Below are 13,754 nucleotides of genomic sequence, written 5' to 3'. Positions count from 1 at the left end.
AAAAGGCAATGGGAAGAAGAAATTGCTGAATATAGAGGAGAAAAGGTGGGGTAAGCTTTAGGCTATACACCACCTTTTGGTATTCAGTCATCAATACGCTGAATCAGTTGAATCATTACCTGGTGCTGATCTCCATCCGGGTCCTGAAGGGTAAAAATCAGCCGGGGATTATCTAGCTTGACGTTATTATCTACCTTAGTGATCGTATAATCGGAAAGTTGTTGCTGTATTTCTTCCTTTAAGTTTGCGATAACATTTGCAAATTCTACCTCAAGGGTACTGGGATTATAAAAAACTGTTTTCATAATAAGAATAAGGTTAATGCTTCTTTTGCAAGTTGTATATTTTTGCGGTTTTAAAAAATACAAATAATTGCAAGAATAATCATAGTGTAATATTCAAGACATAAACGATAAGGAGAGTTAAAATGATATGCCTGTACTATGATATTTCTTAAAGCGAAGTACCTTGTTCATAGATAATTTCAAATACCCGATCTACAGAATTAAATCGTATAACAATTGTTTTTGCATCTGCTTTTCCTGATGGACAGCTACTGCCTGGTTCTAGAAAATAGAGATAAGACTTCATGTGTCGATCTTCTAGTCTCTGAAAGTCAGGTTTACCAAGTACATTAATGACTTCCATCTGATCTAAGCCCTTGAGTTTGGATTTTATTCGTTCAAAATCTTTTTTCATTGCCAATCGTTGGCCTGAACACGCTTTGTAGTCTTTTTTCCATGCTATAGAATCAAATCCTTTAAACTGATCCTGATCAGCAGAGCATGATAAAAAAAAGAATGTCAGTAGGAGTATATAACTAAATCGCATCAACACAACACAAACAGGGATTATAGATATATGTTTCATAAAAGCAGTATTACACTGTTAATTTTTGCAGTACATTTCAATAGCTTGTTTAGCCTCTGGATAACCTAGTTCATCTGAACGATGTAAATGTTCACAGCCATCCTCTTTATTCTTACTAAGCAATTCTTCTAGTCCGAGAGTATAATACCCTTTTGCAAATCTGGGATTAATCTGAATGCTATGTTGAAAATCATCTAGTGCTCCCTGAACATCCTGGATTCGTAATTTAGTAGTACCCCGATTATAGTAGTAATCATGATTTTGAGGATTTAATAAAATAGCTTTACTAAAATCCTGTAGCGCTTCCGTAAATTGGTTTAACTGAAAATAAATAACACCCCGGTTGAAATAAATATCGGCTGTGTCTGGTGCCAGTTGAACTGCCTTGCTAAAGTCTTCCAATGCTGGCTGCCATTTTTGTTGTGCAGCCTGATTCCGTCCTCTATTATAGTAAGGTTTATAAGTGTTGGAATTTATTTTGATTGCCTGATCAAAATCCAGCTGTGCTGCACTATAGTTTTTCAATTCCAGATTAGCAACTCCTCTAGCATTTAATGCGTCTACATTTTCAGGATTCTTTTCAATTGCTTTGTTCAAAAACTCCACTGCTCCTTTGAAATCCCCTTGTTGCATCATTTGCCTTCCTTTTTCCAAAAAAGCATCAGACGAACTGGAACATGAGGTAGTGCATATAACACAAATTATATAAAGTGTATATAATCGCAATTGTTTAAAACCAGATGTGAAAAATCTGGTTTTTGTATTAAAAAGATAAGTGTTCATGGATTTTTATTATTCTGTTTCTAATGTTTCCAAGATCTCTGCCAGATCATCAAAGTCTTTGTAGCCTGGGCGTATTTCCTGTCCCCCCTTTAGTGCTATTCCTTTGAATGGTATAGAGGAAAGAGTTTGCAAAATGCTATTTTGTTGAATCCCAAATCCCAATACTATAGGATAATGTTCTGCAATTTGTGCTAAGTGATAGCCAATTTCCGGAGTAATACTATCTTCTTCTGATTCCACCAGAAAATATGTTACATACGGTTTTATATGCTCATATTGGATCTGGAAGTTTTGTAGAGATAAATCTTCACTCCATGATACCTTACAGAGTAGAGTAAGGTCAGTTGCTTGCAAACCTTTCCAATCTGAAGAACTTACAAGTTGTAATCCGTCGATTGAATAGTTTTTGACCAGTTCCTGTAATGTTTCTGGTTCAATAGATTCTACTTCACCAATAAGTTGAACGCCTGCTACCCATTCTGTTATAGACTGAAAAGTGGTTGGATCGACAAATGTTTCGGCAGAAGGATCTAAGGAGAAGCCCAGCATATCCACTCCCATACCCGCACAATAACGGGCATCACTCAAATTGGTAACTGCACTGATTTTAACAAATGTTTGAAGAGACATAGTCGAAAATTTCTGTTTCTGTAAGACTTTCATTCAAGGTTATATAGAACTTTAGTGAAGAACAGACTTGTTCTGTAAGATGCTATTAACTTTGACGATGCAAGATTACACAGCAAACATCGGATTTCCATTTTTCTGAAAGATTTTGTGATTGGAATTTATCTTATCTCTCTCAAAATATTTTCTTCTATTTATTTCTGTCTGAATATGTGTTGTTTATAACTTAACAGGAACTGATTTGGTATTTTCAAGTATGTTTTTGTGAAAAATATTACATGAGTATGAGTTACCTGTAATAAGAATGCTGTATATATGGTTGTAGTATGTGTTAAATGACACTTAGCGCAGGTAGCGCTCGATATAAGTACTATGTCAGAACATATGAATTCATATTATTACGAAAGAATTTTTGGACTTACATTGGCTGAAATTAACAATGGTAATATCGCTGGTTCTGACGTTATTATTGATGGTAATGTAATTAGCCTTGTTGGAGAAAAAATCAATAGAACACGTAAGGTAAGTGTAGAAGATTTTAATAATAAAGCAGAAGTGTTGAAAAAACGTATAGAGAAATCAACACTTTTGAATGGTAAGGCTGAACTTCAGTATGATCCTGATACTTTCCAGGTATATGTGGAGAAGCTTAAGAAATTGAATTCACGTGAGTATGTTGAATATTATGAAATAAATGTTGAAGCAATGGATATCCTCCCTGCTTGTCTGATAGCCTGAAAGTAATTGGTAGAATTAATACCTTACCATACTTTGCATAAAAATATAGACTATAAGAATCTTGTATAAAATCAGATTGAGCATGATTTAACTCAATTGTCTCATCTGATTCAGTATAAATCTGAGCAAGTTACCTATACATTATTCGAGCACTTAGTAATGCCTTTTTGAATTTCTACCTTGTCTTTCACAATTGTTTCAGAGATTTCTGCAGTGTTGTCATACATATCACCCTTGTAAGATGGATATTACTTACAGGGTCGTCTACTAATAATACTACTACTAAAATAGTATCAACATTAGTATAGCTATAAAGAATATAGCCTATATGCATTTGGAAAAAAGACTTATTTTTACTTGTCCTGCCATATAAATAGTAACTGTCATCTTTAATCTCCCTAGCAGATCTTACTATTTCATTCACCCGTTAATCAGTAGTACTCTAAAGACCACAAAATCTATATTCTGCTTCATTCCACGATTATGTGTGGTATCTTTAGTATAGACTCTGTGTAAATCATCTATAGTAGTCAACTCATCTCGCATTCATATAGTAAGCTCTTCTTGATACTCATATTGTTTACTAACAGATCAGGATGAGAGAACAAAGGAATGAGTAATTGATACATTCAATTGTATACGGTATTTTTGTCCAAAATACCAAAATAGTGAGGATGCAATAGTAGCGAACTTATTCTTTTTGTGTACTATAGTAAATTTGAAAGAGGACGGTATTATAAGGGATTAGCGTAAATTAAAGTAACAGATAGAGTTAGAAAGCTTTCAGTTGAAAATGAAAAGCGTTATAACGCAGAATATATTTGAAGTTCATAATTGAATTTATTAACCGAAATTTGCGTTAACTAGCCATAATCGGTTTTGAGGCAATTTATACACAAGTGTGGTCTTGCATATATACATCTGCTACAGATAGCTGAAAGCTTTTGGATTAGCGGTATAAAGCAAACGTAAAACAAACGAAATTATGAGTAAAAAAGGACGAGTATTAGTCGCCATGAGTGGTGGTATTGATAGTTCACTGGCTGCTGTATTACTACATGAACAGGGATATGAAGTAATAGGTATGACTATGAAAACGTGGGATTATGCTTCTTCGGGTGGTTCCAAAAAGGAAACAGGATGTTGTAGTCTGGAATCTATCAATGATGCTCGTGAAGTTGCTGTACAGTTAGGGTTTCCACATTACATACTGGACATCAGGGAGGAATTTGGAGACTTTGTGATTGATAATTTTACGGATGAATATCTGGCTGGGCGAACCCCTAATCCCTGTGTGTTATGTAACACCCATATAAAATGGGATTCCTTGCTGCGACGTGCTGATAAACTGGATTGTGAGTTTATTGCAACAGGACATTATGCAAATCTACGTCATGAAAATGAACGGTATATTATCTCCAAAGGGCTGGATAGTAACAAAGATCAGTCGTATGCATTATGGGGTGTTTCCCAACAAAGTCTAAGCCGTACCTTGTTCCCATTGGGACATTTACGAAAAACTGAAATACGGCAGATGGCAACAGAGCGTGGATTTATGGCTTTGGTAAATAAGTCAGAGTCGTATGAGATCTGTTTTGTGCCTGATAATGATTATCGTGGATTCTTAAAGCGTAGGGTAGATGGGTTGGAAGATAAAGTGGCAGGAGGAGATTTTGTGCTGGAAGATGGTACAATAGTTGGTAAACATGAAGGATATCCATTTTATACAATTGGACAACGCAAAGGTTTAGGCATTGCTTTAGGCTATCCGGTTTTTGTAACAGAAATACGGGCAGAGACCAATCAGGTAGTTTTGGGCCAGTATGAAGAACTTGCTCGTAATGGAATGTGGGTAGGAAAACTGAACATGATGAAATATCCTGATTTAATTGGTAAGCCAACAGAGACTATCACTAAAGTTCGTTACAAAGACAATGGTTCTCCTGCTACAATTGAACAGGCAGAGAATGGACAAATGAAAGTATTATTTCATGCACCTGTCAATGCAATAGCTCCTGGACAAGCCGCTGTGTTTTATGAAGGAAATGATATTATAGGTGGAGGATGGATTCTGAAAAGCTTTAAGGTTGGAGTGGATAATCCTGTATTTTCTGTAGCGGGTCAAGAATGATTTGATTCACATTCGATTATATAAACCTCTGTAGTTAATACAGAGGTTTTTTTGTATCAACTAAAAAGCTGTTTTCTAAAGGCGCGGCTGAAGTTTAATAATAATTGATTAGTTTATGCGTTGAATAACAAAAATCTTTCATGAAAGATTATTACAATATCCTGCAGGTCTCACCTGATGCAGATACTGCTGAGATTAAGAAGTCATTTCGTCGGTTAGCTACATTGTATCATCCGGATAAAAATCCGGATCCGTCTGCACATTATTTATTTCAGGAAATCAATGAAGCTTATCAGATTATTGGAGATAATCAACAGCGACAATGGTATGATCTGAAACGAATGTATGTTGTTGCAGAACCTGTACCTATATCTTATACACCTCCTGTACAACCTCGTCGTCCGCCTCCTGCTTATAAGCCACGTCAACGTGTACATATAGATTTGCGTCCTTATGTAGTATTTGCCCGAGGAATGTCCTGGATCTGCTTGATATTTTGTTTGTTGCTGGTTGTAGATTATTTGTTGCCCAAACCGTTTAGTGAAGAACCTGTACTTGGGGTAAGAATCATGCATCAGACTGGGAAGATTGTTGTAACTACACCACGTCGGGTAATGACCATGCCTATGACTGGAAATTTTATAATTGATTTAAGTAAATATACACCAGTTTCGATCTATAGAACTCCGTTGTTTGGATCAGTAGTTAAGGCAGAACTCAAAGGGATGGAGGCGCCAACTGAGAACAACATTTACGGTAGCCTTGTTTTTTTTCCGGTTTTGCTTTTTATTCTTTCTCTGTTGGGAGTTGTTATTCGGAATAATATTGAATTGATTGTCAATTTTGGTATTGCCTCTTCCATCATTTTGATTATCACTTTATTCCTGATATTTGTTGTTTTCCGTTTATAAAAGACGGGTAGTGCAAGATTCAGGTCAAAATCGCTTTTTTCTTCTATAATTTCTTGTGTAACTATGTGATTGATTCAGAGTTATATAAAGAACTGGATGATAATCTATTGAAAAAGACAGAGTAACATGAGTAAAAAAATACTGTTTATTATTGGTGCACTTATAATTTTCTGGGGATGTAATTCATCAGAAGAGACACCCAGTCCAACGCGTTTGGGATATGATTTTTACCCACTGGAAGTTGGTCAATATGCTGTCTATGATATTTTCGAAGTAAAGTACCAGATTTATACAAAACCCGATACTCATACTTATCAGGTTAAAGAATTGGTGTATGATACAATCACCGATCTAACCAACGAACCCGCATTTATCTTATATCGATATTCCAGAGCTAATTCTTCAAGTACTTGGGAATTAGATTCTGCCTGGCTTACAAAACGTACTTCTTATGTTGCATTGCGCAAAGAAAACAATGTAGATTATGTGCGTTTATCTTTTCCTCTGAAAGAAGGATTGAAATGGAATGGCAATCAATACAATAGCTATGGTGAGGAAATGTATGAGGCAAGCAGTTTTGACCAACCTTATCAGGTTCTGGATAGTACTTATGATAAAACAGTCACAATACTACAGCGTGATGAAGTAAATGCTGTTTTAAAAGATCGGCGGATGGATGTGTATGCAAGAAATACTGGCTTAATCTATAAAGAACGCATTCAGCTTACTTATTTGCAGAATGGAGGAACTGTTGGCAATGGAGATATAGATCATGGAACTTACTACATTCAAAAGATCCGAGAATTTGGTATTGAGAGATAACTATATTTTGCCTGATAAACAAAAAGTCCTCACTATGCGTATAATGAGGACTTTTTGTTTTTATACCTTATAGATTAATCTAATGCTTTCACACCAGGTAAAACTTTACCTTCCATATATTCAAGTAGTGCACCACCACCTGTAGATACATAAGATACACGATCTCCAAATCCAAGATTATTCACAGCTGCTGCTGAATCTCCGCCACCAATTAAGGAGAAACCACCATTTTCTGTTGCTTTTACAACTGCTTCTGCTACACGGATTGTTCCTTTAGCGAAGTTACTGAATTCAAATACACCCATTGGACCATTCCATAAGATTGTTTTTGAGTTTTCAATTACTTTGGCAAATTCTTCGCTCGCATCAGGACCAATATCAAGACCCATCCAGCCATCAGGAATTTGTTTGTTATCTGCTATCTGAGAGTTAGCATCATTACTAAAGCCATCTGCAATAATGGAATCAGTTGGTAATATAAGACTAACTCCTTTTTCTTTTGCTTTGGCAATCAGTTCTGATGCTAAATCTAGTTTATCAGCCTCCAGTAAAGATGATCCGATAGAACCTCCCATTGCTTTAAAGAATGTATAAGCCATACCTCCACCAATCAACAGATTATCTACTTTATCAAGAAGGCGTTCAATAATCAAAATCTTATCAGAGATTTTAGCTCCACCCATAATGGCAGTGAATGGACGTTCTGCATTTTCCAATACTTTCTGGGCATTGTCAAGCTCTGCCTGCATTACATAACCACATACTCTGTCTTTGAAAAACTGACCAATTACGGCTGTAGAAGCATGTGCACGGTGAGCGGTTCCGAAAGCGTCATTTACCCATACATCACCCAGTTTGGACAGCTTTTCTGCAAAAGTTACATCTCCTTTTTCTTCTTCTTTGTAAAAACGCAGATTTTCCAGCAACAATATATCCCCTGGTTTTAGAGCTGCTGCTTTTTGAGTTGCTTCTTCTCCAATACAGTCATTCGCAAACTGTACATTGGTCTGAAAAATATCGTTCAGATATTTTACCAGGTGTTTTAATGAGTATTTCTCTGTTGGACCATCCTTAGGGCGTCCCAGGTGTGACATCAGAATAACAGATCCACCATCTTTACGAATCTTATTGATAGTAGGAATAGTGGCCTGAATGCGTGTATCGTCAGTTACCTCGTAGTTGCTATTTAATGGAACGTTGAAGTCAACCCGTATCAGGGCTTTCTTGCCTGCAAAATTGTACTGGTCAAGGGTGATCATAAATCAGATTGTTTTATTTGGTAGATTGTAAAAGTATTGAGAACCTCCAATTAATAATAATTTTGAATGGCTGAGGTTCCTGTTTTTCTCGATTGCCGTACAGTTGCTGATGAAAGTGCTACAAATCAAAAGTAAAGCCAATAAAATCGCAAATAAAATCGTGAAGAATGTATGTTGTTAGGATATTAACAGATCCTGGTAACCCGGGATTTTATTGAGCTGCTGCTCTTCTGATACGATCATTAATTGCTCTGCCTAGATCCTCTTCTGGTAGAAGCTCTGCTACAATGACTTCCAGATGAGGATAAGTATCTAGTGTACGCATAACTGCAAACAGCTTTTGGGCTGCTTCAGCATAGTTTCTGGTATGAGAAAGCACAAGTTGGTTTTTCTCGGGGAGGTCTTTTCTAAAATCTGAGAAACCCATATAGCCTATTTTTTCAGGTGCATATTGTTTTAGAACCTGATCAACTGAATCTAGAACCAATGGCTTTCGTGGAGCATAGTGACTTTTTAACATTCCGGGGGCTTGTGGATTTGAACTAGAATGAGGCATCAATGTAACCGGACCTATAACCGATTCAATGGCTTCTATTGAAAGCCCTCCTAATCTGTAAACAATAGGGGTTATATCTTCAAATCCAATGATAGTCGATTCAATTCCTACATGACTGGGGCCTCCATCAAGGATATAAGGAATCTTATCACCCAGTTGTGCCTGTACATGTTCAGCCTGAGTGGGGGATATATAGCCAAATGGATTAGCACTAGGGGCTGCCAACGGAAATTCCAAGAGTTCCAAGAGGTCCAGGATCAATGGATGCGATGGGATACGTACAGCTACGGTCTCAAGTCCGGACGTAACCAGATCAGGAATGTTAGATTTTTTTTGCAATAACAGAGTCAAAGGGCCAGGCCAGAAATGTGTTGCCAGTTTTTGTGCTAAGGGAGGAATGGCTTGGACAAATTGAGCGATTTTGGTCAGACTACTACTATGTACGATCAGAGGATCAAATGTAGGACGGTTTTTAGTCTGGAAGATTTTTGTTACAGCCTGAACATTAAATGCATTTCCTGCCAGGCCATATACAGTTTCAGTGGGTATGCCTATGACTTCACCTGTTTCTAAAAGTGATTTTGCTTTATAAATATCTTTGTCAATAAGTGCCATTAGATGATTGCGCATTTATTGACAAAGATAGAGGGTTTTGTTTATAGTATGGATTATTTTCCTTATCAGGGTAAATAGATTATAATTTAAACTGGAAGGAAATCTTAACTCCAAAACGATTAGTGCCAGAATTATTCAGATAGGTAAGGCGATGAATAGCGTCAATGCGCATACACCGGAATATATTTTCAATACCATATCCTAGTTCTATATAAGGAATATCACCCAGACGTCCTATAGGACGTGAAGCGTTGCCTTGGTCGTCATATTCAAGAGGAACCAGATTATAGTTTTTATCACTTAACCCTCCATATAATACATTCGCATTAGCAACCAAACGCCATTTTAGCTTACGAATCAATGGAATACGATTAAACAATAATCCCTCAAAATTATGTTGTAACTGAACAGAGGCATACCGATCACTGACAAATTCAAAGAAATTCATCAGATTGTATGCATTACTGATGTAAAAAAAGGTCTGATTGCCCTGATGAGATTGCAAAATAGGATAAGGGACTGTAGAGGGTATATAACCTGCACTTATCGAGTAGGAGGCGCGACCTAGCGACCCAACGTTTATACTTTGTGAGAGATTCAACGCTATTTTATGGTAATTAAAACCTCCACCTAATATGCCTTTTAATCCCAGTGTATAACTAATAGTAAATACAGGTTTGGTGGTACCTAAACTAATCCGCGTATTATCATTAATCAGGAATTGTTCATTTTGTGCAAAGCGGGATTCAAATGTAATCTCTGTGCTCTGAAAGTTGTTATCAGTGGCTAGTTGAGTATCAGTTGGATTTGTATAGTATGTAAAATTGTACAATGGATCAAACTGCCATTGACGTAGTTTGATCTTTTGAGTAAAACCTCTTACAAAGTCTGTCTGGAATGCAATCTGGTTATTTCGTAGCATAAATGGCCGTCTGAAAGTACCAAAACGGGATGAGACCAGAAAAAGGGTATTGTCCCATACGTCCTGTGAAAGAAGCCCTACACGTTCAAGGTCATAACTATGCCTTACACTTAATGTAGTCCAATGTTTTTTCGAGAAAATGCGTTGAATTTCAGCGCCATATTTAAAACGATGATCGCCAAACCCATATCCTCCATATCCTTTCAAAACCCATTTATCACTAAAGTCAATATTGGTTTTAAATCCAAGGCGAGCATAGCTACCCTCTACAGTATTATAACTGTAAGCCAGAATATAAGGTCCTATGTCTATGGGACCAGCTTTCTTATACCCGTTTACAACAATATTGGCAATCTCTATATAGGAACGAATTAGTGGAATATTTTTGATTGAGTCAATCATTGCATATACATTCTTCTCAGATTCTGTCAGAGGCTCATGGCGATGCTCATCCCAAAATGCTTCATCTTTGATTTGAGCAGTGGGTTCCATTTCTATTCCTACATCGTAGAATTTTGTGCTATGTGGCTGATTGACTACTACTCGTTCATTAGATGTATAAAACTTGGCCAGCATACCAGCTGACTGGTTTGTTATTTCTGCAATATCAATTAACACACGGGTTTTTACAGGCAGCCAGGGGCCTGCTTCTGTTGGAGCAAGTTCCTGTTGAAGTTTGATCTTTTCTATAAAGTTCAGGTTGGCTGTTTTGTTCATAGTGGCATCTACCTGCACCAGAGCAAATGTTGCCTTATCAACCCACATTGTACCTGTAAAAGCAAGGTCCTGAGGCCTTTTGGGTTCAAAATCAATCCGATAGCTGTAATGTCCGTTTACTTCTGCACTATCTACCAGAAAATACTCATAGTATAGTTTCCAGCCATCGGCGATAGGTGAAACGAAGTCTTTATTGAGGATGTTGAGCCAGTTACGATAAAAGTTATATTCCTGAAATGAAGACCCGGCCATTTGAGAAATCAGTGTGCCATCCTGAATACCAACTCCCGTTACCCGTGTTTTCAGAATATGTTCACGTTTCTTTTCAGGCGATTTCCTATAATAAACATTCGAAAATGATTCCGAAATAAACAAAGGAAGAATTGGTTTTCCATCTTCGCCCGCAAGTACTTCTACACTATCTATAACCTGTTGTATTTTCTTAATCGCTTTGCGTTTCTTGAGCTTCTCTGAAATATTGTCTACATCAACTTCAATCTTATTATAACTTTCATATTCAAAATACTCTAGTGAACGCTTATCATTTTTTTCTTTATTCCGTACAATCTTTCGCAGAATAGCATAGGCGGGATTTTCTCCTGCATAAATTTTTATCTCATTCAGACTGATGGAAGCTGGAACAAGTTGAAAATCTATTGCTTGTGTAGTGGCTTTTCGATTGACAAGTTTCGATTTTTCTGTATAGCTGATGGCTGTAGCTGTGAGAGAATCCTGCAGGGTATGTGTGACCAACTTATAATTACCATTAAAGTCAGTTGTAGTACCAATAGTTGTTCCTTTAAAAGCCACTGCGACAAAAGGCATTCCTTCACCTGTTTCGCTATCGGTGACTTTTCCTGTAATAACATAACTTGTTTGTGCATAACTCACAGAGGTAATATACAAAAACAAGGAAATGTAGAAAAGATATGTTGTTACCTGTTTAAACAAAGATTTATGTATGGTTGATTTCAATATAAATTAAAAACGCTCTACTATAAGCTAAAAAATATTGTGATGGTTCAGTTCTTCAAATATATTAAATAATCCTGTGTTTGGAATAAGGCCAACCTTCTGTAATAGTACTTAATTGCTTGAGTCTGATGTAATATATAGATTCTTTACTAGTAAATATTTATACCTGTTAGTAGTAAGATTGTTATTCACTTTCATTGTCAAATACAGTTTCTTCTTTTTGCAAAAGATATATATCCAGAATAGCTTTTGGACGTGCCAGGTATTCCCGAAAACGTGTTTGTATAGAAGCCTGCCATGGAACATCCTGTGCCGCATAAGCTATAAATGGAAATTTGTAGTGTCTGGCAATAAACACAGCACGAGCTCCATGAAACGCCTGCGAAATCACAATAACACTATCCCGATTGTATAATTGATGGCATCGTACCACAGATTGAAATGTGTTCTGTCCTGCATAATCCAAGGTCATAGCATTCTCTGGTATTCCTAATAACATGAGCGCATTTTTCATATCAGATGGCTCATTGTAATATCGGGAAGAATTATCTCCACTTAAAATCAGATGTTTTATTTTTCCTTCCTGAAATAACTGTGCTGCTGCTGCAATTCTGTATTTGAAAAAGAGATTCTCATTTCCATCCCGTACCCGCTTGCTGGTACCTAGCACCAGCCCTGTAGGACGGGATGCAACAGTTTGGCTGTTTGTGAAAATATATTGCTCTGTTTCCTGTGAAACCCAGACATTACAAACGATAATTAATACTATCGCAATGGAAAATAAAATGAAAAAAGCCTTTAGGTATTTCATTGCAGACAGATATCAAAAAAATATACTAAAGATATAATGAATATAATCAAATACAAGGATAAACGCATTGAAAAATACTAATTTTGTCATAAAGTCACTATCTTCAGTATGTTTGTTTTCTGCAAATATATCTACCATTTTATTTCTGCAAACTGTTATTCAAATTCCTGCATATCCATTAAACTGATATGTCGAATAAACTGATATGTCGAATTAGTAGGGCATAGCAAGGATAATGACTATACTACAAATGGGTAATTGCTTCCAATATTACATCATGAATTGATTTTTAATTTTTCGGAAAGTGATAGCCTTTTTGACAATAAGCAAAGCTGACTTTCCTGACTTCAGACATCGACTCTGTAAACAAACATATCTGGACAGTATGAAACTATGGACGCATTATTTAAACCCTTTGCATTGTACCTGTTAACGGGTATCCCAGCAATATATTTTATAAACAAAATAATAGACTCGTAGGATGTAGGGGGTGATGAAGTAGAAAGCGTGTGTAAGAGATGCCAGGAAATTACTTCTATTAAAGACAAATTGAGAACTCTTAAATAAAGTTTCTCAACAAACAAACACCTACCTGGGCTTTCTACGAATCCATTGATACAAACCTAAGTGGTTAGAAGATATATGACGAAGGTCTGAAGTTGGAACAGTTTCCTTATCCTGATAAGGTCAACTATGTTATATTTATAATACTCCTTTGAGAGATTCTGCTCAGGTATTGTTTATTTGATACAAACATTGTCTTTCTCAAGATAGAACATTTCTCCAACGGTTTAATCCAGGTAATACTTCGTCAGTAGCAATGTGCAGAAAGCCAAAGTATAATAAAGGTCTTGTACTGTTGGGAATTTTAAGAAAAGAAAATATTTTGCATAAAATAAAGATGTATTATAATCTTAGTAATATATGCAATGAAGTTTTCTTTCTACTTTTGTCTATTCCTGACTTTTCTGTCTGTGACTCTTCTATCTGCTCAACATCCCGGACAGCAAACATACT

At 36.4% G+C, this 13,754-nt stretch carries 12 protein-coding genes; 4 read left to right on the top strand and 8 right to left on the bottom strand.

Annotated features, from left to right (window positions below):
* Window positions 1-83: 83 nt before the first annotated feature.
* The 4 genes from QNI22_RS12600 to QNI22_RS12585 all read right to left on the bottom strand — a co-directional run bounded on the left by QNI22_RS12600 (window position 84) and on the right by QNI22_RS12585 (window position 2,283).
* Window positions 84-305, bottom strand: a complete 222-nt coding sequence (locus QNI22_RS12600) for a hypothetical protein (protein WP_314510985.1) — start codon at window positions 303-305, stop codon at window positions 84-86.
* A gap of 148 nt (window positions 306-453) precedes the next feature.
* Complete coding sequence (locus QNI22_RS12595; protein WP_314510984.1) at window positions 454-870, bottom strand: hypothetical protein; 417 nt, start codon at window positions 868-870, stop codon at window positions 454-456.
* An 18-nt stretch (window positions 871-888) separates the two neighbouring features.
* Window positions 889-1,653, bottom strand: a complete 765-nt coding sequence (locus QNI22_RS12590; RefSeq protein ID WP_336620943.1) for a tetratricopeptide repeat protein — start codon at window positions 1,651-1,653, stop codon at window positions 889-891.
* 9 nt (window positions 1,654-1,662) lie between these two features.
* Window positions 1,663-2,283, bottom strand: coding sequence for a beta/alpha barrel domain-containing protein (locus tag QNI22_RS12585; protein ID WP_314510982.1), 621 nt, complete (start codon window positions 2,281-2,283; stop codon window positions 1,663-1,665).
* A 381-nt stretch (window positions 2,284-2,664) separates the two neighbouring features.
* On the opposite strand from QNI22_RS12585, the gene QNI22_RS12580 reads away from it, so the two are divergent.
* From QNI22_RS12580 to QNI22_RS12565, 4 genes are all read left to right on the top strand, one after another.
* Window positions 2,665-3,018 (top strand): hypothetical protein, encoded by a 354-nt coding sequence (locus QNI22_RS12580; protein ID WP_314510981.1) that lies wholly within the window; start codon window positions 2,665-2,667, stop codon window positions 3,016-3,018.
* 985 nt (window positions 3,019-4,003) lie between these two features.
* The gene (gene mnmA, locus QNI22_RS12575) at window positions 4,004-5,149 is read left to right on the top strand and encodes a tRNA 2-thiouridine(34) synthase MnmA (protein WP_314510980.1); all 1,146 of its coding nucleotides are present in this window, start codon (window positions 4,004-4,006) and stop codon (window positions 5,147-5,149) included.
* A 140-nt stretch (window positions 5,150-5,289) separates the two neighbouring features.
* Window positions 5,290-6,060, top strand: a complete 771-nt coding sequence (locus tag QNI22_RS12570; RefSeq protein ID WP_314510978.1) for a J domain-containing protein — start codon at window positions 5,290-5,292, stop codon at window positions 6,058-6,060.
* A 126-nt stretch (window positions 6,061-6,186) separates the two neighbouring features.
* Window positions 6,187-6,882 carry a hypothetical protein gene (locus tag QNI22_RS12565; protein ID WP_314510977.1) on the top strand — a complete coding sequence of 232 codons (696 nt, stop codon included), beginning with the start codon at window positions 6,187-6,189 and terminating at the stop codon, window positions 6,880-6,882.
* 74 nt (window positions 6,883-6,956) lie between these two features.
* Here QNI22_RS12565 and QNI22_RS12560 read toward each other — a convergent pair whose 3' ends face one another.
* The 4 genes from QNI22_RS12560 to QNI22_RS12545 all read right to left on the bottom strand — a co-directional run bounded on the left by QNI22_RS12560 (window position 6,957) and on the right by QNI22_RS12545 (window position 12,737).
* Window positions 6,957-8,141 (bottom strand): phosphoglycerate kinase, encoded by a 1,185-nt coding sequence (locus QNI22_RS12560; RefSeq protein ID WP_314510976.1) that lies wholly within the window; start codon window positions 8,139-8,141, stop codon window positions 6,957-6,959.
* A 211-nt stretch (window positions 8,142-8,352) separates the two neighbouring features.
* The gene (locus tag QNI22_RS12555; RefSeq protein ID WP_314511149.1) at window positions 8,353-9,312 is read right to left on the bottom strand and encodes an L-threonylcarbamoyladenylate synthase; all 960 of its coding nucleotides are present in this window, start codon (window positions 9,310-9,312) and stop codon (window positions 8,353-8,355) included.
* Between the two features lie 79 nt (window positions 9,313-9,391).
* Window positions 9,392-11,842 (bottom strand): DUF5686 and carboxypeptidase-like regulatory domain-containing protein, encoded by a 2,451-nt coding sequence (locus QNI22_RS12550; RefSeq protein WP_314510975.1) that lies wholly within the window; start codon window positions 11,840-11,842, stop codon window positions 9,392-9,394.
* Window positions 11,843-12,110: 268 nt separating this feature from the next.
* On the bottom strand, window positions 12,111-12,737 hold the full coding sequence (locus QNI22_RS12545) for a SanA/YdcF family protein (protein ID WP_314510974.1): 627 nt from the start codon (window positions 12,735-12,737) through the stop codon (window positions 12,111-12,113).
* Window positions 12,738-13,754 lie beyond the last annotated feature (1,017 nt).

Source organism: Xanthocytophaga agilis (assembly GCF_030068605.1).
Classification (GTDB): Bacteria; Bacteroidota; Bacteroidia; order Cytophagales; family 172606-1; genus Xanthocytophaga; species Xanthocytophaga agilis.
This window is presented reverse-complemented; position numbering and strand designations above follow the sequence as displayed.